18 protein-coding genes are annotated in these 21,024 nt (G+C 74.1%); 12 read left to right on the top strand and 6 right to left on the bottom strand.

The annotated features are described in order from the left end of the window. The first annotated feature begins 11 nt into the window (after positions 1 to 11). The 6 genes from ACZ7FF_RS06715 to ACZ7FF_RS06690 all read left to right on the top strand — a co-directional run bounded on the left by ACZ7FF_RS06715 (position 12) and on the right by ACZ7FF_RS06690 (position 8,311). Positions 12 to 2,336, top strand: a complete 2,325-nt coding sequence (locus ACZ7FF_RS06715; protein WP_470810058.1) for a lantibiotic dehydratase — start codon at positions 12 to 14, stop codon at positions 2,334 to 2,336. After that, positions 2,336 to 3,823, top strand: coding sequence for an amino acid adenylation domain-containing protein (locus ACZ7FF_RS06710; RefSeq protein ID WP_470810056.1), 1,488 nt, complete (start codon positions 2,336 to 2,338; stop codon positions 3,821 to 3,823). Before ACZ7FF_RS06715 ends, ACZ7FF_RS06710 begins: the two co-directional genes overlap by 1 nt. Beyond that, positions 3,820 to 4,935, top strand: a complete 1,116-nt coding sequence (locus tag ACZ7FF_RS06705) for a threonine ammonia-lyase (RefSeq protein ID WP_470810055.1) — start codon at positions 3,820 to 3,822, stop codon at positions 4,933 to 4,935. The genes ACZ7FF_RS06710 and ACZ7FF_RS06705 overlap by 4 nt, the downstream gene beginning before the upstream one ends. 31 nt (positions 4,936 to 4,966) lie before the next feature. Beyond that, a complete protein-coding gene (locus tag ACZ7FF_RS06700) occupies positions 4,967 to 5,230 on the top strand; it encodes an acyl carrier protein (protein ID WP_470810054.1) in 264 nt (87 codons plus the stop codon). A 78-nt stretch (positions 5,231 to 5,308) separates the two neighbouring features. Further along, positions 5,309 to 7,597: a lantibiotic dehydratase gene (locus ACZ7FF_RS06695; RefSeq protein ID WP_470810053.1), complete on the top strand. Its 2,289-nt coding sequence runs from the start codon at positions 5,309 to 5,311 to the stop codon at positions 7,595 to 7,597. A 159-nt stretch (positions 7,598 to 7,756) separates the two neighbouring features. Further along, on the top strand, positions 7,757 to 8,311 hold the full coding sequence (locus tag ACZ7FF_RS06690; protein WP_470810052.1) for an HD domain-containing protein: 555 nt from the start codon (positions 7,757 to 7,759) through the stop codon (positions 8,309 to 8,311). Between the two features lie 152 nt (positions 8,312 to 8,463). Here the strand turns inward: ACZ7FF_RS06690 and ACZ7FF_RS06685 are convergent, their stop codons facing one another. Beyond that, a complete protein-coding gene (locus ACZ7FF_RS06685; RefSeq protein ID WP_470810051.1) occupies positions 8,464 to 9,291 on the bottom strand; it encodes a 3-hydroxybutyrate dehydrogenase in 828 nt (275 codons plus the stop codon). Between the two features lie 425 nt (positions 9,292 to 9,716). Between ACZ7FF_RS06685 and ACZ7FF_RS06680 the strand changes: the two genes are divergently transcribed. From ACZ7FF_RS06680 to ACZ7FF_RS06665, 4 genes are all read left to right on the top strand, one after another. Further along, positions 9,717 to 11,180 carry an extracellular catalytic domain type 1 short-chain-length polyhydroxyalkanoate depolymerase gene (locus ACZ7FF_RS06680; RefSeq protein WP_470810050.1) on the top strand — a complete coding sequence of 488 codons (1,464 nt, stop codon included), beginning with the start codon at positions 9,717 to 9,719 and terminating at the stop codon, positions 11,178 to 11,180. A 155-nt stretch (positions 11,181 to 11,335) separates the two neighbouring features. Further along, on the top strand, positions 11,336 to 13,006 hold the full coding sequence (locus ACZ7FF_RS06675) for a PP2C family protein-serine/threonine phosphatase (protein WP_470810587.1): 1,671 nt from the start codon (positions 11,336 to 11,338) through the stop codon (positions 13,004 to 13,006). After that, the gene (locus ACZ7FF_RS06670; protein ID WP_470810048.1) at positions 13,003 to 14,085 is read left to right on the top strand and encodes a cobalamin B12-binding domain-containing protein; all 1,083 of its coding nucleotides are present in this window, start codon (positions 13,003 to 13,005) and stop codon (positions 14,083 to 14,085) included. The genes ACZ7FF_RS06675 and ACZ7FF_RS06670 overlap by 4 nt, the downstream gene beginning before the upstream one ends. Continuing rightward, positions 14,082 to 14,462: an STAS domain-containing protein gene (locus ACZ7FF_RS06665; protein ID WP_470810047.1), complete on the top strand. Its 381-nt coding sequence runs from the start codon at positions 14,082 to 14,084 to the stop codon at positions 14,460 to 14,462. The genes ACZ7FF_RS06670 and ACZ7FF_RS06665 overlap by 4 nt, the downstream gene beginning before the upstream one ends. 40 nt (positions 14,463 to 14,502) lie before the next feature. Here the strand turns inward: ACZ7FF_RS06665 and ACZ7FF_RS06660 are convergent, their stop codons facing one another. From ACZ7FF_RS06660 to ACZ7FF_RS06650, 3 genes are all read right to left on the bottom strand, one after another. Then, positions 14,503 to 14,952: an ATP-binding protein gene (locus ACZ7FF_RS06660; RefSeq protein WP_470810045.1), complete on the bottom strand. Its 450-nt coding sequence runs from the start codon at positions 14,950 to 14,952 to the stop codon at positions 14,503 to 14,505. Positions 14,953 to 15,039: 87 nt separating this feature from the next. Beyond that, on the bottom strand, positions 15,040 to 15,369 hold the full coding sequence (locus tag ACZ7FF_RS06655; protein WP_470810043.1) for an STAS domain-containing protein: 330 nt from the start codon (positions 15,367 to 15,369) through the stop codon (positions 15,040 to 15,042). Positions 15,370 to 15,954: 585 nt separating this feature from the next. Further along, on the bottom strand, positions 15,955 to 16,389 hold the full coding sequence (locus ACZ7FF_RS06650; RefSeq protein ID WP_470810586.1) for a MarR family transcriptional regulator: 435 nt from the start codon (positions 16,387 to 16,389) through the stop codon (positions 15,955 to 15,957). A 197-nt stretch (positions 16,390 to 16,586) separates the two neighbouring features. Between ACZ7FF_RS06650 and ACZ7FF_RS06645 the strand changes: the two genes are divergently transcribed. Continuing rightward, the gene (locus tag ACZ7FF_RS06645; RefSeq protein WP_470810042.1) at positions 16,587 to 17,762 is read left to right on the top strand and encodes a PP2C family protein-serine/threonine phosphatase; all 1,176 of its coding nucleotides are present in this window, start codon (positions 16,587 to 16,589) and stop codon (positions 17,760 to 17,762) included. Between the two features lie 138 nt (positions 17,763 to 17,900). Next, entirely contained in the window at positions 17,901 to 19,079 is a 1,179-nt protein-coding gene (locus ACZ7FF_RS06640) for a PP2C family protein-serine/threonine phosphatase (protein WP_470810041.1), read from the top strand. A gap of 10 nt (positions 19,080 to 19,089) precedes the next feature. Here ACZ7FF_RS06640 and ACZ7FF_RS06635 read toward each other — a convergent pair whose 3' ends face one another. Continuing rightward, positions 19,090 to 19,590: a MarR family winged helix-turn-helix transcriptional regulator gene (locus ACZ7FF_RS06635; protein WP_470810039.1), complete on the bottom strand. Its 501-nt coding sequence runs from the start codon at positions 19,588 to 19,590 to the stop codon at positions 19,090 to 19,092. Positions 19,591 to 19,772: 182 nt separating this feature from the next. After that, a complete protein-coding gene (locus ACZ7FF_RS06630; protein ID WP_470810038.1) occupies positions 19,773 to 20,981 on the bottom strand; it encodes a phospholipase D-like domain-containing protein in 1,209 nt (402 codons plus the stop codon). Positions 20,982 to 21,024: the final 43 nt, after the last annotated feature.

The following is a 21,024-nucleotide window of genomic DNA, read 5'->3' as shown; positions in this document are numbered from 1 at the left end:
AGGAGCACGCGATGTCGGACCAGCACGCACCTGTCCTGCTGCCGGGCGGAGGCTGGCGGCTGTGGGAGCAGTTCGCGCTGCGCGGCCCCGGCTTCCCCGCCGACGGCGTGCTGCGCCTCGCCCCACCCGGACTGGCCGAGGCCGCCGACAAGTTCGGCCCGGGCGCCGAGCTGTCCGGACCCGAGTGGCAGGCCTTCGCCGCCGACCTCGCCACGGCCGCCGTCCGCACCGCCCACCACCTGCAGGAGATCGCCGCCCAGCCCCGCTTCCAGGCGGCCCTCGCCTGGCAGAACCCCGCCGTGCTGCGCACCGGCATCGCGCCGTTCCTGCGCTGGACGCCGAGCGCGGAGGGCCGCAGCAGCATGCCCCGCCAGCGCGAGGAACTCGTCGCGCACTACTGGCAGCGGTTCTGCGTCAAGAACGACACCATCGGCTTCTTCGGCCCGGTCGGCTGGGGCCGCTGGGACCAGACCGCACCGGGTGCCGTCGCCGTGGACGCAGGGCAGGGCTTCCTCGCCGCGCAGGAGGTGTACTTCTCCGGCTGGGCCGTCGACGCCCTCGCGAAGGTGCTCGCCGAGGACCCCGCGCTGATGCGCTGGATCCCGCCGCGCCGGGTCTCCTTCGTGCGCTGCGCCGACGGCACGGTCCGGGTCCCCGGGCGTCCCGCGCAGCGGATCGGCGCGGTCGAGCTGGCCGTGCTCCACCGCTGCGACGGCACTCGGCACCTGGGCGCGATCGCTGCCGAGCTGCGCGTGGACGTGGACGAAGTCATCGCCGCCGTACGCGAGTTGGTGACCCGTCGCTGGGTGCACTGGCGCCTGGAGGTGCCCGCCGCCACCCATCCCGACCGCGCCCTGCGCAGCATCCTCGAACGCGTCCCCGACGTCGGTGCCCGCACCCGGGCCCTGGACCGGCTCGCCGTGCTGGAACGCGGCCGGGACGCCGTACGCGCCGCCGGCACCGACGCCGGCGCACTGACCGCCGCGATCGGCGCCCTGGAGGCAGACTTCGCCGCGCTGACCGACAGCGACGCGCAGCGGGCCAAGGGCGAACGCACCGCGCCCTGCCGGGGCCTGGTGTACTCCGACGCCCGCCGTGCGGCGACCGCCACGGCCGGTGCCGGCCTGCTGGCCCACCTGGAACCCCTGCAGCTGTGCCTGACGGCGGCCCGCTGGATGACGAACCGGTTCGCCGACGCCATCCGCGTCCGCCTGCGTACCGTGTACGACCTTCTGCGCGCCACCGGGGAACCCGTGGACCTGGGCACGCTGTGGCTGCACACCCTGCCGTCGCCGCACCCCGACGCCGGCGACCTGATCGACGCCGTACAGGCGGAACTACGCGCCAAGTGGGCCCGCGTCCTGGACCTCCCGGCGGGCGTGCGCCGCGTCCGGCTGACCACGGCCGACCTGGCCGAACGGGTCCGCCGCGCGTTCGACGAACCGGGCGACGGCTGGTCGCTGGCCCGGTACTTCAGCCCCGACCTGCTGGTGATCGCCGACGACGAGATCGCCCTCGCCCGGGGCGAGGTGGAACTCGTCCTCGGTGAGATGCACTGCGCGCTGAACACGATGGGGGCCTCCCTGTTCGTGCACCAGCATCCCGACCGGGACGAGCTGCTCGCCGAGACCACCCGCGACTTCCCCGGCCCCCGCCTGCTCCCCATGCTGGCGAAGGAACTGCCCCTGAAGTGGTCCACCCGCAGCAGGCCCTCGCTGGACCGGCCCGAGGACCACTACGTGGCCCTGGTCGACCAGACCGGCGACCCGCACCGCCCGCGCACCCACCTCGGCGCCGACGTCACCGTCGAGGACCGGGCCGGCCGGCTCACCGCGGTCCTGCCCGACGGGACCGGCCACGACCTGCTCGACGTGTACGCCAACACCCTGACCCAGCGCGTCATGGACCGCTTCACCCTCCGCCCCGAGGGCGCGCACACCCCACGCATCACCGTGGACCGCGTGATCCTCGCCCGTGAGACCTGGCACCTGCCCGTCGCCGAGGTCGACTTCGCCGACGAGAAGGCGGAGGCCGCCCGCTTCGTCCGGGCCCGGCACTGGCGGCAGCGACACGAGCTGCCCCGCTTCGTGTTCGTGGTCTCGCCGACCGAACCCCGGCCCTTCTACGTCGACTTCGACAGCCCCGTGTACGTCACCATCCTCGCCAAGGCGGCCCGCCGGCTCGCCCGCAAGGACCCGGACGCCCGGCTCAAGGTCAGCGAGATGCTGCCCACCCCCGAGCAGGCCTGGCTCACCGACGACGAGGGACACCGCTACACCTCCGAACTCCGCTTCGTCGCCGTGGACCAGACCGTCACCGGTGCGGAGGACGCGTGATGCGCACGATCGCCGACACCATCGCCGCACACGCCGCCCGGCACCCCGACCGCGTCGCGCTCAGCACCCCCGACGGCGAGGTGACGTACGGCCGGCTCGCCGCCCGGATCGAGGAGATCGCCCGTCTGCTGCGGGCGCACGGCGCCCGCCAGGAGACGGTCTGCGCCGTGGCCGTCGAGCACGGCACCGACGCCGTCGCGGCCATGGCCGCGGTGCTGCGCTGCGGCGCGGCCTTCCTCACCCTGGACGTCGGACAGCCCCGCGACCGCCTCGCCGCCTTCGTCCGCGACGCCGGCGCCCGCCTGCTGCTGACCCACGCGGCCCTCGCCCCGGCCCTGGACCTGGGCGTTGCGGCGGTCCTGCTGGACCGGCCCGGGACCGCGCCGGGCCCGCCACCGGAACCGGTCGACCCACGCGCGCTCGCCTACGTCAGCCACACCTCCGGCAGCACCGGCCGGCCCAGCGCCGTCCTGGTCGAACACCACGCCCTCGACGCCTATCTGCGCGACACCGCCGAGGCGTTCGGCCTCGGCCCGGACACCGTCGCCCTGCAGACGGCACCGCTCGGCTACGACGCCTCCATCCGCGACACCTTCGTACCGCTCGTCGCCGGCGCACGACTGGTGATCGTGGAGCGCGCCCGGCTGCTGCGCCCCGAGGAGTTCGCCCGTACCGTCCGCGAGCACCGGGTGACGGCCCTCCTCAGCGTGACCCCCTTCTTCCTGTCGCACCTCGCGACGCAGCCGGGGCTCACCGAACCGCTGGCCGGTGTCACCCTGGTCGCCTCCAGCGGCGAGTCCCTGCGGCCGTTCCTCGCCGCGAGCGGACGCACGCTCGTCCCCGGCCGGCTCGTCAACCAGTACGGCCCGACCGAGTGCACGATGACCACGACCCGGCACTCGGTACCCGCCCCGCCGGACCCCTCCGCCGACCTCGTGGGCACGCCCCGCGCCGGTGCCGTGGTCCGCGTGCTCGACGCGGACCTGGCGCGGGTCGCCGACGGCACGGTCGGCGAGGTGTACATCGGGGGAGTGGGCGTGGCCCGCGGCTACGGGGGGCGCCCGGCCCGCACGGCCGAGTGCTTCGTACCCGACCCCTACGGGCCGCCCGGCGCCCGCCTGTACCGCACGGGCGACCTCGGCTGGTGGGGCCCCGGGGGACTGCACTACGCCGGGCGCACCGACCGTCAGGTCAAGATCCGCGGCTACCGCGTGGACCCGGCGGAGATCGAGGGGGCCCTGCTGGCCCACCCGGGCGTCACCGGTGCGGTGGTGACGGCTCACACCGACGACCGGGGGCGCGTGTACCTGCTCGCCCACCTCACCGGCGACCTGTCCGGCAGCACGGACGCCGAGCTGCGCGGCCACCTCGCCCGGTCCCTGCCACCGCACCTGATGCCGCGCAGGTTCCTGCGCCTGGACACGCTGCCGACCACGCGCGGCGGCAAGGCCGACCGCCGCCTCCTGGCCACGGGGAGCACCGCATGACCGCCCTCGACCTGCGGGGCACCACGGCGGACCCGCGGTCGGCCACCGCCCGGCCGAGACCCCTCAGGGCCCCCGGCCCCAGGACCGGCCCCGAGCCGAGGCCCGCAGCCCCGGGCCCCGGTACCGGGACCGCCGCCGAGCCGGCACCGGGCGCTCCCGGCCGGGGCCCCGGCGTCGCCGACCTGCGTGCCGCCGCCGCCCGCATCGCCCCGTACGTCGTCCGCACCCCCCTGGTCCGCGGCCCCGCGACCGGCGCACTCGGCCCCGGCCTGCTGCTGAAGTCCGAACACCTCCAGCACGGCGGCTCGTTCAAGATGCGCGGCGCCGCCAACGCCGTCCTCGCCCTGGGCGCCGACCGGGTCGTCACCGGCTCCTCGGGGAACCACGCCATCGCGCTGGCCCGGCTGGCACGCTCGCTCGGCATCCGGCTCACCGTCGTCCTCGCGGCGGGGGCGGCGCCGGCGAAGGCCGCCGCCGTCAGGGCCCTCGGCGCCGAGACCGTACAGGTGGGCGGCGGCGTGGCCGAGCGCGAGGAGCGCGCCCGCGCTCTGGCGGCCGAACGGGACGCCGTCCTCGTCCCGTCGTCCGACCACCCACTGGTGGTCGCCGGGGCGGGCACGGTCGGCACCGAACTGCTCGCCGACGCACCCGACGTCGAGAGCGTCTACGTGCCCACGGGCGGCGGCGGACTCCTCGCGGGCGTCTGCCTCGCCGCCCTGCACCGCCCGGTCCGGGTGATCGGCGTGGAGCCGTCCGCCACCGCGCGCTACGCCCGCTCCCTGGCCGCCGGCCGGCCCGTCGAGCTGCCGCCCAGCACGACCGTCGCCGACGGGCTGCGCGGCCAGCGCCCCGGAGCCGTCCCCTATCCGATCATCCGCGACCGCGTCGACGAGCTGATCACCGTCGGCGACGCCGAAATCCTCGCCACGGCCGCCCTGTTGCACCGCCATGGCGTCGACGCCGAACCGAGCGGAGCGGTCGCCCTGGCCGGAGCGCTGCGCGCCGGGCGCCGCGAACGGGCCGTGGCCGTCGTCTCCGGCGGCAACACCCCCGCCCGGCTGCACGCCCTGCACCCCGAGCTCGCCAACATCACCACCCCCGCCCATCACTGACGTCTCGTCACATCACTGAAGGAGTACGGACATGACCCCGAACACCGTCACCGCCACCGTCGCCACCGCCACCGTCGACCTGCTCGTCGGCATCTTCCGGGACGTGCTGCGCCTGCCCGAACTCACCCCCGAGACCGACTTCTACGAGGCGGGCGGCGACTCGCTCACCGCCTTCCAGATCACCGGCCGCCTCCAGGAAGTCCTCGGCGCCGACGTCCCGGTCTCGCTGGTCTTCGCCTACCCCACGCCCCGGGAGCTGGCCGAGGTCGTCGACGCGGACTACGGCACCGCCTGACCGGCCCCGCGCACCGCACCGCCGCGGCCCCGCACCGGCCCGCACCGTCCACCCGCGCTACCCAAGGAGAGCCGTGCCATGACCGAAGACCTCGTGCCGTCCCTCGGCCGCTGGCGGCTGTGGGAGCAGTTCGCGCTGCGCGGGCCGGGCTTCCCCGCCGACGGCGTGCTGCGTCTGGCCCCCGCAGGACTCGCCCAGGCGGCCGACAAGTTCACCGCCGAGGACGCTCTCGACGGCGAGCGCTGGGAGGACTTCGCCCGGCTCTTCGCGGACGCCGCCGTGGAGAGCGCGCACACCCTCCAGGACATCGCCCGCACACCGGCCTTCCGGGAGGCCGTGGCCTGGCAGAACCGGCCGGTGCTCGCCTCCGGGATCGCGCCGTTCCTGCGCTGGACGCCGAGCGCGGAGGGCCGCAGCAGCATGCCCCGCCAGCGCGAGGAACTCGTCGCGCACTACTGGCAGCGGTTCTGCGTCAAGAACGACACCATCGGCTTCTTCGGCCCGGTCGGCTGGGGCCGCTGGGACCAGACCGCGCGGGGCGTCGACGTCGACCCCGGCCGGGGACTGACCGAGTCCTCGACCGTGTACTGGGCGAGTTGGGGCATCGACGCACTGGCCCGGACCCTGGACGCCGACCCGGAACTGCACGAGTGGGTCGCCCCGCGCCGCGTGCCCTTCGTCGCCCTCGACGGGGACCGGGTCCGGATGCCGGGCCGGCGCCCGGTGGCCGTCTCCGCCGAGGCGGCGGCCGTCCTCGCCCGCTGTGACGGCGTCCGGCCGGCCCGGGCCATCGCCGGCGAACTGCCCGGCACCGACGTCCCCGCGGTCCTGGCCGACCTGGTGTCCCGCCGCTGGGTGGTGTGGCGCCTGGAGATCCCCGCCGGCACCCACCCGGACCGGGCGCTGCGGGCCTGGCTGGAGTCCGTCGGCGCGACCGGGCCCCGCCTGCGGGGACTGGCGGCGCTGGACCGGCTGGAGGCGGGCCGCGCGCGGGTGGCGGCGGCCCGCGGCGTCGGCGCGCTGGTCGAGGCGATGGCGGCGCTGGAGGGGGAGTTCACCGACCTCACCGCGACCGCCGCCGTGCGCGAGAAGTCCGAGTCGACGGCGCCCTGCCGGGCGCTGGTGTACTCCGACACCCGCCGGTCCGCCACCGTCCGGCTCGGCCCGCCCGTGCTCGACGCGCTGCGCCCGCTGCGGCTGCTGATGGACAGCGCGGGCTGGCTCACCTCCCGGCTCGCCGCGGCGGTGACGGCCGAGACCCGCCGCGTTCATGACCGGCTCGCCGGGGCCGGCCCGGTCGATCTGGCGTCCTTCTGGTTCGAGTGCCTGCCGGTGCTGCACGGCACCGCCCGTACCACCGCCCGCGAACTGCAGCGGGAGTTCGCCGCGCGCTGGCAGCGCATCCTCGCCGCCCCGGGCGACGCCCGCCGGGTGACCGTGCGGTACGCGGACATCGAGGCGGCCGTGCGCGCGGAGTTCGGCGACTCGGCCGGCGGCTGGACGGCCGCCCGCTATCTGAGCCCGGACCTGATGATCGCCGCCGAGGGACCGGAGGCGGTGGCGCGCGGCGACTTCACCGCGGTGCTCGGTGAACTCCACGTCGCCTCCAACACCCTGGGCGCCTCACTGTTCACCCACCAGCACCCCGACGTGTCCGAGCTGTTCCGGCTGACCGACCGCGACCATCCGGGCCCGCGGCTGATGCCCCTGATCCCCAAGGAGCACCGGGCGCGCCTGTCGGCGCGGGTCCGCCACACGCTCGTCCGCCCCGAGGACCACCAGGTCGCCCTGGCCGACTTCACCGCCGACCCGGCTCGCCCCCGAGCCGTGCGCAGTGCCGACGCGACGGTGGAGGAACACGGCCAGGACCTTGTCGTACGGCTCCCCGACGGCTCGCGGTTCCCGGCGGTCGACGTCTTCTCCCACGTCCTCACCACCCTCGCGATGGACCTCGTCCGGGTCCTGCCGGAGGCGGGCCACACCCCGCGGGTCACCGTCGACCGCCTGGTCATCGCCCGGGAGACCTGGCGGCCGTCCGCGGCGGGCGCGCACTTCGCCGACGAGAGGGACGAGGCCCGCCGCTTCGTCCGGGCCCGCCGCTGGCGCACCGAACTGGGCCTGCCGCGCTACGTGTTCGTCGTCTCCCCGACCGAGTCCCGCCCCTTCTACGTCGACTTCGACAGCCCCGTCTACGTCACGATCCTCGCCAAGGCGCTGCGCCGCCTGGCCCGCAGGGACCCGGAGGCCGTCGTCACGATCACCGAGATGCTGCCGACTCCCGAACAGACCTGGCTGAGCGACGACCAGGGCCGCCGCTACACCTCGGAGCTGAGATTCGTCGCCCACGACACGAAGGACGGCGCCTGAAGAGGGGGAGCGGGTGGTCCCGGCGCCGCGTACCGGGCGTCGGTCACCCGGCCCTCCATCGCCGCGGGGACGCCTCGCGTCCACCTTCCGTTCGTTCCCGGTCGGCAGCCTGCCGGGGTGAACAGCTATTCGACATCGTCTGCCGGCTCCGCCGGGCCCGTGGAATCCGTGGACGGGCTCATGGCCCTGCTGGCCGACTGCGAGGACGTCTGGGACACCCCCGACCGCTCCGGAGATCCGGTGGACATCCTCGACCACGGCCTCCAGGTGGCCGCGGTGCTCGCCGAGCGGCACCCGGACGACGACGAGCTCCAGGTCGCCGGGCTCGTGCACGACATCGGTCACCACCTGGTGCCCGGAGACGAGGCCGGGCACGGAGAGCACGCCGCCGAGGCCGTCGCCGGCCTGCTCGGACCGCGCACCGTGCGCCTCGTCGCGCTCCACATCCCGGCCAAGCGGTATCTCGCGGCGACCGACCCGCACCTCGCGCTCTCCGCGGAGAGCGCCCGCACCCTCGACTGCCAGGGCGGGGCCATGACACCGGACGAGGCGGCCGCGTTCGAGGCCGATCCCGACTTCGCGGCGGCGGTGGCCCTGCGGCGCGCCGACGACGCGGGCAAGGTCGTCGGTCTGCGGGTCCCGGGGCTCGACCACTGGCGGCCGGCGGTGGCCCGGGTGGCCGCGGCGGCCGCGGTGCGCCGGACCGGCCCCTGACGACCGAGCCCGGGCGTGCCACCGCCCGATGCGCGAAGAGCCGTGCCGGTCCCGGCACCCGACAGGGCCCGGGGGCAGCGGCCGCAGCGGCCGCAGGGTGCGCGGTTGCCCCGCGCGACCTCCGCGTACGCGGTGCGGCCGGGGCGGGTCCGTCAGTGGGCCGTCCAGCCGCCGTCCAGGGGGATCGAGCTGCCGGTCACGTAGCCGCTGTGCTCGGTGCACAGCCACAGCGCCGCCGCGGCGACCTCGGCCGGCTCGATCAGGCGCTTGATCGCGGTGCGTTCCAGGAACACCCGGTCCGTGACCTCGGCGGCCGGGATGCCGTGGGCGAGCGCCTGGTCGGCGATCTGCTCCTCCACCAGCGGTGTGCGGACGTAGCCGGGGTTGATGCAGTTGCTCGTCACGCCGTGCGCGGCGCCCTCCAGGGCGACCACCTTGCTCAGGCCCTCCAGCGCGTGCTTGGCCGTGACGTACGCCGACTTGTAGGCGCTCGCCCGAAGGCCGTGCACGGAGGAGATGTTGACGACCCGGCCCCACCCCCGCGCGTACATGTGGGGCAGGGTGCGGCGCAGGATGCGGAACGGCGCCTCCACCATCACCCGCTGGATCAGCGTGAAGCGCTCCGGCGGGAACTCGTGCACGGGCGCGACGTGCTGCAGCCCCGCGTTGTTGACCACGATGTCGGCGTCGTCCGGCAACGCGTCCACGGCCCCGGCCTCGGAGAGGTCGGCCACGACGGCGGTCCCGCCGATCGCCGCGGCCACCTCCTTGGCGGCCTCGGCGGCCCGGTCCACCACGTAGACCTCGGCACCGGCCGCGGCGAAGCCCTCGGCGCAGGCCCGGCCGATCCCGCCGGCCGCCCCGGTGACCAGGACCCTGCGGCCGGTGAGGAATCGGGTCGGTGCGGGACCGGACGCGGTGGCGTCACCGGGCCCGGGGTGCTGGGGCGAGCCCTCGGCGGGGCTCTTGGCGCTGTCCATGGCCGAACACGCTAGGTAGGAACCAGCAGGTGAGACATGTGGAGCGCCGATACATTTCCGGGACATGGGGTGGTCCGCACCGCCATGTGCCGGCGGCCGGAGGCCGCCCCCGGCGGGTTCCGCACGGGCGGGCCACCCGGCGAGCGCCGGCGCGTGGGCCCGGGCGGTCTGCCGCATGTCACGGCGTCACCGACGGCACCATGGGTGCACGAGCCACGCCGGGCACCCCGATCCTGGCTGCCCGTCACATGTCGAGGCGGGCCGGGCCGTCGTACGGTCCGCTGTCAGCAAGCCGGTACGGCACCGTGCCGTACCGGCCGGCCACGGGGAGGGGGCGCGGCGGCGCCGGGCGGAGTGGGACTGCCGGGCGGCGCGCCGCGTCCGCGCTCCCCGTCCCTTCCCCCACCACTCATCGGAGTCGCCCCATGCCTCACTCCACCTGGCGCGGATTCCTCCGGCGCACCGCACTGGGCGCCGCGCTCGCCGCCTTCGCCGCGGCCCTCACCGCCCTCACCCCCCTCGCCCCGGGCGCGGCGGCCGCGGGCACCCTCCAGCAGGTCGCCGGCTTCGGCTCGAACCCCGGCAACCTGGCGATGTACGAGTACGCGCCGTCCGGCCTGCCCGCCGGCGCACCCCTGGTCGTGGCCCTGCACGGGTGCACCCAGTCGGCGAGCGACTACCACGCCCACTCCGGCTGGCAGAAGTTCGCCGACCAGTGGGGCTTCGCCGTGGTCTACCCGCAGACCAGCGCGGCCAACAACAGCCTGTCCTGCTTCAGCTGGTTCGACCCGGCCAAGGACGGCCGGGGCAAGGGCGAGGCCGCCTCGGTCGTGCAGATGGTCGACACCGCCGTGGCCCAGTACGGCTCGGACCGCGGCCGTGTCTTCGTCACCGGCCTGTCCGCGGGCGGCGGCATGGCCGCCGACCTGCTCGCCGACTACCCGGACGTGTTCGCCGGCGGTGCCGTCGACTCCGGCATCCCCGCGCAGTGCGCCACCACGCAGGCCGCCGCCTCCGGCTGTCAGTACGGCAACCAGAACCTCACCCCGAAGCAGTGGGGTGACAAGGTCCGCGGTTCCTACCCCGGTTACCCGGGGCCCTGGCCGAAGGTCGCCGTCTGGCAGGGCACCTCCGACACCACCGTCGCCCCCGTCAACGGCACCGAACTGCGCGACCAGTGGACCGACGTGCGGGGCACCGGGCAGACGGCCTCCAGCACCCAGGACCTGACCGGCCCCACCACCGAGAGCATCTACGACGACGGCACCGGCAACCCCGCCGTCGCCCTGTTCTCGGTCTCCGGCATGGCGCACGGCCTCGCCGTGGACCCCGGCTCGGGCGCCGACCAGTGCGGCAGCACCGGGACCTACTACCTGGACCACATCTGCTCCAGCTACTACACCGCGAAGTTCTGGGGCCTGGACGGCGGCGGCCAGGGCGGCACCGGTTCGCTGCCCGCCCCGTCAGGCCTCACGGTGACCGGCACCACCGGTAGCAGCGCCTCCCTGTCGTGGAACGCGGTCGGCGGCGCGGCCTCGTACGACGTCTACCGCGACGGCGCGAGGACCGGCTCCGTGACGGGCACCACGTACACCGACACCGGCCTGTCCGCCGGTGCCGCCTACCGGTACACCGTTGCCGCGGTCGACCCGTCGGGCGCCGTCGGCGCGATGTCCGCGCCGGTCACGGCGACGACCACGGGCTCCGCGCCCCAGTGCTACACCGGCAACAACTACGACCAGGTGCAGGCCGGACGCGCCCACCAGAGCGGTGGCTACACCTACGCCAACGGTTCGGGACAGAACATGGGCCTGTTCAACGTCGCCGTCGTCCACACGCTTGAGGAGACCTCGCCCGGGTACTTCGTCGTCGCCGACTCCGGCTGCTGAAGCGGCAGCCACCAGGCCCGCGTCGGGGCGACCCGCCCGGCGCGGGCGGTCCCGGTAGGTTGCGATCAGGGGGGTGGGTGCGAGACTGTTGCCATAAGGCATCTTTTTTCTATGGCAGGAAGGTGGTGAGGTGCGCACCCTGCGTGCCTCTGATTGTGTCTGCTCCCCAGGGTTCCGCCGCCCGCCCGCCCGACACCGACCTCGGGGTCGGTGAGACGTGGGCCGAAGCTCCCTGTCCGGTGCTGGTCGTCGACCGGCACGGTGGTCTCGTGAAGGTCAACGAGGCCGCCCGGCTGCTGCTGCCCGACGCCGAGACCGGTGACCCGCTGCACGAGAGGGTGCCCTCCTGGCTCTGGCACGCGCACGAGCGCATCGGCGCAGGGCCGCGCGACACCGCGGCCGGCCCGCTGGGCGGACGCATCGACGACCGCTACTTCGAGGCGCACCCGACTCCGGGCGACCACGGTGACGTGGTGTGGTGGCTGGTCGACGAGACCGGCCGGCGCCTGGCCGAGTCGGCGCTGACCGACGCACAGGCGCGGACCGAGGTTCTCTCCCAGGTGTCCAGCGCGCTGCTGTCCACGCTGAACGTGCCGCGCTGTATGGAGGTGGCCGCCGCGATGGCCGCGGAACACTTCGCCGAGGCCGCCGTCCTCGTCGCCCCGCCCCACGGCAGCCGCTACCCGCTGACCTACGCGCGACGCGGCGAACCCGTCACCCAGACCAGCCGCAAGGTCGACGTCTCCGGCGTGCCGGGGCTGAAGGAGGCGCTGCAGGGCTTCCCGCCCGTGCCGGCCCGCTGGATCGACCCCGCCGACATCCCCGACTGGGTGATCCCGGAGGGCTTCGCGGGGGAGGTCGGCTCGGTGATCGTCACGCCGCTGCCCGGCCACGGCATGCCCGCGGGAGCGCTCGTGCTGCTGCGCTCCAGTACCGAGCGGGCGTTCACCGAGGGCGAGGAGGTCTTCGCCCGCCTGTTCGCCGCCCGGGCCGGCGCCGCCCTGTCCGCGGCCCGTCTCTACGCCGAACAGGCCACCATCACCTCGACGTTGATGCGGGAACTGCTGCCCCCGGCGCTGCACAGTGTGCACGGCGTGGAGTACGCGGGCGGCTACCGCGCGGCCAGGGACCACGAACGGGTCGGCGGCGACTTCTACGACATCCATCCGGGCTCCGACCCCACCCGGGAGACCCTCGTCGTCCTGGGCGACGTGGCGGGCAAGGGCCTGGACGCGGCGGTGCTGACCGGGAAGATCCGCAACACCCTGCACGCCCTGCTGCCCCTGGCCGACGACCACCAGCGGGTGCTCGACCTGCTCAACGGCGCCCTGGTGACGTCGCATCACGCCCGTTTCGCGACCCTGGTGCTGGCCTCGGTGCGCCGCCGCGGCGGCCGGGCGCAGCTGCGCCTGACCAGCGCCGGCCACCTGCCGCCGCTGATCGTCCGCGCAGACGGCACGGTCGAGGAGGTGGCCACCTTCGGCACCCTGGTGGGCGCGCTGCCCACGGTCACGACGAACACGGTGGAGACGGCGCTCGCGCCCGGCGAGACCTGCCTTCTCTACACCGACGGCATCACCGAGGCGCGCGGCGGGCCGCTGGGCGACGAACTCTTCGGCGAACACCGGCTGCGCCGGGTCCTGGCCGAGTGCGCGGGCATGCCGGCGGAGGCGGTCGTGGAGCGGGTGCAGATGCTGGCCGCCCAGTGGATCGGCGCGGGCCCGCACGACGACATCGCCGCCGTTGCCGTCAGCGCCCCCAGAACCGGCTCGCTCACGGTCGTCAACGGGACTGCGGGCGGCCGGAACGGCAGGAGGAACACGTGAGACAACCCCCCGCGACGGCCGTGCTGGTGGAGCGGCTGTGGCAGGCGGTGGCCGAGGGCGAGGAACACGCGGCCGCCGAGGTCGTGCACCGGGCGCTGGCCGACGGAGTGGCGGAGGAGACGCTGCTGCTGGAGGTCATCGCGCCGGTGCAGGAGAAGGTCGGGACCGAATGGGCCGCCGACCGCATCACCGTCGCCCAGGAGCACGCCGCCACCGCCATCAACGAGCGGGTCGTCGCCTCCCTGGCCCACGTCAGGCACCAGCGGGACGGGGACCTCGCGCAGCGCCGGGGCCGCGTCACCGTGAGCTGCGTCGACGGGGAATGGCACGCCTTCCCGGCCAGGCTCGTCGCCGAGGTCCTCTCGCTGGGCGGCTGGCGGGTCGACTACCTGGGCGCCCAGACCCCGACCCCGCACCTGGTGGCCCATCTCCACCGCACCGATCCCGACGCCGTCCTGCTGTCGGGCTCGCTGCCGACCCATCTGCCCACCGCGCACGCCGCCGTCACCGCCTGCCAGGCCGTCGGCGTCCCCGTCCTCACCGGTGGGCGCGCCTTCGGCCCCGAGGGCCGCTACGCCAAGGCCCTGGGCGCCGACCGGTGGGCGCCCGACGCACGCGGCGCCGTCGCCGTGCTGGAGGAGGGCATGGCACGCCCGGACGCGTCGGCGAGCCGGCACGCGGTGGACGACCTGCCGCACCTGGCCGACCAGGAGTACACGATGGTCGTCCAGTCCCGTCCCCAGCTCGTCAAACAGACGCTGGCCGAGCTGGAATCCCGCTTCCCCGCGATGCGCGGCTACGACGACGCCCAGCGCGAGCGGACCGCCGAGGACATCGCCCACATCGTCGACTTCCTCGCCACCGCCCTCTACGTCGACGACCCCGAGGTGTTCACCACCTTCCTCACCTGGACCGCCGGCATCCTCGAAGCCCGCCGCGTCCCCGCCCACTCCCTGCTGACGGCCCTGGACGTCCTCGCGGGCCGACTGCGCGACTTCCCCCGCGCCACGCACCTGATCCACGAGGGCACCGCCGCCCTGCACGACCGTCCTGTCCCCGGCCCCCACACCCGCTCATGATCAATCCACCCCCCACCGAGTTCGCCGTCGACTTCGTGCGTGCACCCGGCACGCTGACCGTGCGTGTCCTTGGAGAACTCGACTACGACACCAGCGAGGACCTGCTCGACGCGGTCACCGGACAGCTGACGGCCGAGCCGCCGCCGTGGCGCCATGTGCGCCTGGACTTCGGCGGGTTGACCTGGATCGACTCCTCGGGCCTGTCCGCCCTGCTGATGATCCACCGCCGTACCAGCGCGGCCGGCGCCACCCTGCACCTGGACAACCGGCCGGACGTCCTGGAGCGCATGCTCCGCCTGACCAACGTCCTCGACCACCTCACCGCTCCGGCGGCGGCCGAGCCGGACGACGGCATGACCGGAGCGGGTGTGACGTGACCGGCCGCGCCGCGCAGGCGGCGTCGGCGGACGACCGCGGTCAGCCGGTCTGCGGCTGTAGCACCAGACGGGCCATGACCTGCTTGCCGAGCTTCCACGGGATGGTGTGCACCTGCTCGCACAGCCGCGTGACCAGCCGCAGGCCGTGACCGCCGGCGGTTGCCGCGTCCCGGGTGCGCACCTCGGGCGGGCTCGGTGAGCTGTCCTGGACGGCGATCCACAACACGTCCGTGCCGGGCCTCAGTTCCAGCAGCAGGGCGCCCGGCCCGGGGGCGTGCCTCAGTGCGTTGGTGACGAGTTCGCTGACGACGAGCTGGGCGTCCTGGCTCGGCCGCCGGTCGGGACGGTGTCCCGCCAGGGCCAGCAGGCCGCGGACCGCGCGCCGGGCGTCGGCGATGGACGTTCCGGCCCTGTCCCAGGTGGCGCTGTGCCGCAGGGGTGCCGCCCGGCGTCGTTCGTCCGCTGCCTGCTTCCTGAGTGTGACGACCATGGACGGTCTCCATGCGTGGTTGGTCCGTGTCTCTTGATCACACAGTGTTCGTGCCGTGTGGTGTCCGCCTACCCGCTGTAGTGCTGTTCATGGTGTGACGGTGTCCGTGCCGCCGGGACCGGCGTCGACGACGGTGAAGTGGTCGAGGGTGCCGCTGATGGTCAGGAGCCGTACGACCGCCGGTTGCAGGGGTCCGAGCAGCACGAGGTCGCGGCCGTCGGACAGATGACGGCGCCGGGTCTCGAGGAGGGCGTTGAGGAGCATGCTGTCGGCGAAGCCCACCTGGGACAGGTCGACCGCCGTCACGGGCAGCGCCGCCCGGTCGGCCGCCTCCCAGGCCGCCTCGAAGTCCTCGGAGTCGTCGTGGTCCACCTCGCCCCGCACGGTGACGACGAAGGTCTGCTCATGGCGGGTCACGTGCACTTTCATGCCGGGAACCGCGCGCATCGGGCCGACCTCACACCGCGCAGATCCAAAGGACCGGCTGCCATGTGACGGGCCCCAGCGGGTATTGGGGAGGTCATGAAAATCATCGGTGACCGTTTTCGTCCGGCCGGTGGCGGTGCCTGGACGGCCGGCGCGGGCAGCGGCTCGTACCGCTCGCCGGGCGAGCCGGCAGGGCGGCCGTACGCGCCCTGGTGTCTGTGTGCCACCGCTCTGCATCTCTCCTTGGTGCGGCGCGGCCCCGGACCCGGCGTGACCGTTCCGGCGGCCGCGCGGGCCGGGTGAAGCTCTCAGGCCGTGACGGTTCGCGTCCGGGCCCGTGACATCGGGAGACATGGCGCACAGTCGCGACAGATCACCCTGTTCCGGGATATTCGGCTTCGTGACAGGGGATGCCCGAAGCACTGTTGTCGTTTGACAACAATAGCCACAAGGCAACAGAGTAGCCGTGTCGGATGTACGCGGGGAAGGACCTGGAATGCTCCGGTGGGAGACCGCTCCGTGTGCTGGTCACGATCGCCGAAAGCCGGTGGTGACGCCGGCGCGGTGCACGGCCTGTCAGGCGGTCCGGTCGCCCGAGTCCGGCGCGTCGTCGTGTATCTGCGTGGCCGCGGTGGCGCAGAACGCCTCCAGCCCCTCCAGCAGCGCGACGCGCTTGGCGGCGGGCATACCCGCCAGGACCTTCTGCAGCTCCCGTTCCCTGCGGGCGCGCAGATCGGCGAGGAAGGCGCGGCCCCGGCCGCTGAGGTGCAGCCGCACCTCGCGCCGGTCCTCCGGGCTCACCGCCCGCTCGACGAACCCCGCGGCCTGCAGCCGGTCGCACAGCCGGCTGGTGGACGGCGGGGTGGACGCGAGGGACTCGGCGAGGGTGCGCAGGTTGATGCCGTCGTGGTGCTCCAGGATGTGCAGCACGCGCAGCTGTGACGCGGAGGTGGGTGCGGTCGAGGCCCGGCCCCACACGACCTCCAGCAACTCGACGGCCGTGGTGGTCACACGGGCGACTTCGTCGGGCTCCGGGCGGCGGAAGGCAGTCACGGTCACACTCTCGCAGGCACTGGGGTGCCTGTCAGCGTACTAGGCGCCCGCACCGGCAACAGATGACTCGGGACGGCCGACACGGCTCCTCACCGAGCCGGGCTTCGTGAGCGAGTCCGTACGTGGCCCGGAGAAGGATTGGTGTATTTCCCATCGTGAACAGATTCGAAGCCGCTGAACGCGCTCTGCGCACAGCGGCTCCCCACGAGTTGCTCGACGCCGTCCGCGCCGCCCTGACGGAGCGGTACGACGCGGAGTCCGTCGAGCTCTTCATGGCCGACTACGGCCTGACGGTGCTTCAGCCGGTGTCGGTGCTGCCGCACACCCTGGAGCCCGTGCCGGTGCACGGCAGCCCGGCCGGCCGGGCCTTCGGCTCCCAGCAGCCGTACTGCGAGGAGGGGCGCGACGGCCGTACGCGCGTGCACCTGCCGGTGAGCGTGCGCGGCGACCGGCTCGGCGTGCTGTCGGTGACCCTGCCGGGGCCCGACACGGCGCGCGAGCGCCTGCCCGAGCTGGCCGCCATCGCCGAGGTGCTGGGGCACGAGGTGATCGTGGCCGAGCGCGACACGGACCTGTACCTGCAGGCGCGCCGCAAGGACCGGCTCACCCTGGCCGCCGAGATGCAGTGGCAGCTGCTGCCCGGCCGGTCCTGCTCCCGCGCCGAGTACGACCTCGGCGCCCAGCTGGAGCCGGCGTACGCCATCTTCGGCGACAACTTCGACTGGTCCGCCACGGCCGACCACCTGATGCTCTACGTGACCAACGGCATGGGCGAGGGCATAGAGGCGTCCCTGCTGACGAACCTCGCCATCAACGCACTGCGCAACGCCAGGCGCGCCGGCATCTCCATCGCCGACCAGGCCTGCCTGGCCGACCAGGCCGTCTACGCCCACTACCGGGGACGCTGCTACCTGTCCGTGCTGATGTTCGAGTTCGACCTGGCCACCGGCCGGGCGAGCGTCGTGGACGCCGGTTCCCCGCAGCTGCTGCGGCTTCGGGACGGCAACGTCGAGCGCGTCGCCTTCGACGCCCAGCTCCCGCTGGGCATGTTCGAGGAGACGGACTACGTCCCCCAGGAGTTCCACGTCGAGCCCGGCGACCGGCTCGTGTTCGTCAGCGACGGCGTCCACGCGGTCGCGTCCCCCAAGGGCGAGGCGTACGGCGAGGCGGCGCTCGTCCGGGCCATCCACTCCACCCGGCTGCTGCCCGCCGCCGAGGTCCCGCGCGCCATCCTGCGGGAGCTGACCAGCCACCGCGGCGCCGCCGCCCTCGCGGACGACGACGCGCTGGTCGTGTGCCTGGACTGGCGGGGCAGGCCCACGGGTCCGTGACGCCGGCGCGCCGTTCGCGCCACCCGGTCCGTTCGCGATCGCACATGAGAAGAGTCGTCTCGGTGGTCGCCGCTACCGCGCCCGCCGGACCGCGCGGTCGCGGTAGCGTGGAGGCCACGAGCCGGGAGGGCCGATGCCGTGAACGCCTCTGAACCGCTGCCTTCGGTGGAAGCCCAGCTGCGCGCGGCCCCGCCGCACGCCCTCGTCGAGACGGCGCGCCGTGTCCTCGCCGAGCGCGTCGGCGCCCGGGAGGTGACCCTCCTCCTCGCCGACTACGGGCTGTTCGTCCTGCAGCCGGTCTCCCACCTCCCTCACACGGGTGACCCGGTTCCCGCGCGCGAGGGCCCGGCCGGCAGCGCTTTCGTGCAGCAGAGCCCGGTGATCGAGGTGCTCGACGAGCCGGCCGGCCACCTGGTGCATCTCCCCATCACGGTGCGCGGGGACCGCCTCGGGATCCTCTCCGTACGCCTGCCCACGGGAACCGCGGACCCGGACACCGTGCTCGCGCTCAGGAACTTCGCCACCGCGCTCGGCCACGAGGTCTCCACCGCCGACCACGAGACCGACCTGTACCTCCAGGCCCGCCGCACCCGCCGCCTGACCCTCGCCGCCGAGATGCAGTGGCAACTCCTCCCCGGCCGGGGCTCCGTGCGCGAGGAGTACGTCATCGGCGCCCATCTGGAGCCCGCCTACTCCGTCGGCGGCGACAACTTCGACTGGTCGGCCGGCGCCGACCACCTCACCCTCACCGTCACCGACGGCATGGGGAAGGGCATCGAGGCCGCCCTCCTGACCAGCCTGACGGTGGGCGCCCTGCGCAACGCCCGCCGGGCCGGGCTCTCCCTGGCCGACCAGGCGTGCCTCGCCGACCAGGCCGTCTACGCCCAGTACGGCGGCAAGGCGTACGCCTCGACGCTGCTGCTGCGGTTCGACCTGGCCACCGGCACGGTGACCGCCGTGGACGCGGGCTCACCCCAGCTGTTCCGCCTGCGGTCCGGCCACGCCGAACGCATCGAGTTGGAAGCGCAGCTTCCGCTCGGCATGTTCGAGGAGACCGACTACGTGGAGCAGGACTTCCGGATCGAATCCGGCGACCGGCTCATCGTCGTCAGTTCCGGAGTGCACGGCACCCGCTCCGCGGCGGGCGATCTGTTCGGTGAGGCCGCGCTGCGCCAGATCCTCAGCGCCACCCGGCCAGGACCGCCGCACGAGACGGCACGCGCGGTCGTCTCCGGGCTGATCGAGCACTACGGCAGCAGCGACCTGGTCTCCGACGCCGCCGTGGTCTGCCTCGACTGGCGGGGCCGCCAGGGCTGATGCGTCCCGGTCAGCCGGCGCCCGGTCCGTCCGGGGAGCCGTCGTCCCGGGCGGTCAGGAAGCCCTGCAGGCCCCGCCTCAGGTCCTCCCGCTCGGCCGGCTCCATGGCCGCGAGGACGGCGGCCAGCGCTTCGGACCTGCGCGCGGCCACCTCGGCCAGCACCTGCCGGCCGTGCCCCGTGAGGTGGAGCTTCACCTCACGGCGCCGCTGCGGGTGCAGCACGCGGTCCAGCAGACCGGCCGCCTCCAGCCGGTCGCACAGCCGGCTCGCGGTCGGCAGCCCGATCTCCATGCCCGCCGCCAGGGCGGTGAGATTGAGCCCCGGCCCGGCCTCCAGGATGCGCAGGGCCCGCAACTGATGCGGGGACAGCCGCAGACTCGCCCCCTGGGCGGCGAGCGACCACAGGTCGACCAGGCCGTCCACGGCTCCGGAGATCGTCGATGCGAGGGACACGGGGTCGCCGCCCGGGCCACTCGCCCGGCCGTCTCCGGAACCACTGAGGCCAGTCACGAACGCATCGCTTTCCGTAATCGCCCGTCCATACGGTTACCACCCTTATTCAAACGCGGTACCCGAAGAGCCGCCGGGCAAGCACCCCCGGCCCGACGACTCCCGTACGCACCGGCAAGGGCCACCGCGCCTGACATCGTAGGAACCCGGGACGGATGGAACAGGTATGTCCCCGCCCGACGTCAGAGGAAGCGCCGGATCGGGACGACGGCCACCTCCCTGGCGCGCTGGAGCAGCGCCCTGCGTCTCCACCGGCCGAGGTCGATGTCCGCGCTGCGTTCCAGGTCCGCGTCGTAGTCCCGGTCGAGCGACGCGGTGAACGCCTCGTCCAGGACCGCGAGCATGACCTCTTCGTCGTGGTCCATGGAGCGGCGGTTGAAATTGGTGGATCCGATGAGGGCGGCCACGGAGTCCACGGTGATGATCTTGGCGTGCATCATGGTCGGCTGGTACTGGCGGATCCGTACGCCCGCCTCCAGCAGCCGGGTGTAGTGGTGCTGGCCGGCGAGCTGGCAGGCGCGCTGGTCGGTGTGGGGGCCGGGCAGCAGGATCTCCACGCTCACGCCGCGGCGGGCGGTCGCGCACAGCAGGTCGACGAAGAAGGTGTCCGGGGCGAAGTAGGCGGTGGCGAGGCGGAAGCGTTCCTCGGCGGAGGTGAGCATGACCCTGATCAGGGTCTGCATGTCCTGCCAGCCGATGCTCGCGGAGCCGCGGACGACCTGGACCACCGACCGGCCCGGCTGCGGGTGCTCGACGAAGCGGTCGCGGTCGTCGAAGAGTTCCTCGTGGCACTCCGCCCAGTTCTGTGCGAACGCCGCCGCGACGCCGTCCACGGCCGGCCCGCGCACCTGGACGTGGGTGTCGCGCCACTCGCCGGGAGTACGGGCGTCGCCGCACCACTCCGCCGCGATGCCGACACCCCCCGTGAAGGCGGTCTGCTCGTCGACGATGAGGGCCTTTCGGTGGCAGCGGTGGTTCTGTTTGAACGGAGACAGCCACGCGGGTCTGCGGAACCAGGCCACCTCGACACCGGCCGCGTCCATCAGGTCCAGCAGCCGCTGTTCGATCTCCTTGGCGCCGAAGCCGTCGAGCAGCAGGCGCACCCGCACGCCCGCCCGGGCGCGGTCGGCGAGGGCGCCGGCGAATTCCTGGGCGATCTGGCCACGCCAGTAGACGAACGTCATCATGTCGATCGTGTGCTCGGCCGAGCGGATCGCCCCGAGCATCGCGGGGAAGATCTCGTCACCGTTGCGCAGGGGCACCAGGTCGTTGCCTTCGGTCGCGGCCACGCCGATCAGCCGCTCCAGGCGCCGGCGCAGCCGCTGCTTGCGGGCGGCCAGGTCCGGTCCGGCGCTCCCGGCAGGAGGCGCTGGTATGCCGTCGAGGATCACGCTCTGTCCCGTTCGTGTGGTCTGCGGGTGGGGTGGAAGGGGC

This window comes from Streptomyces sp. NPDC037126 (assembly GCF_055605965.1).
The sequence above is the reverse complement of the archived record's forward strand: the minus strand, read 5'-3'. Positions and strand labels throughout refer to the sequence as shown.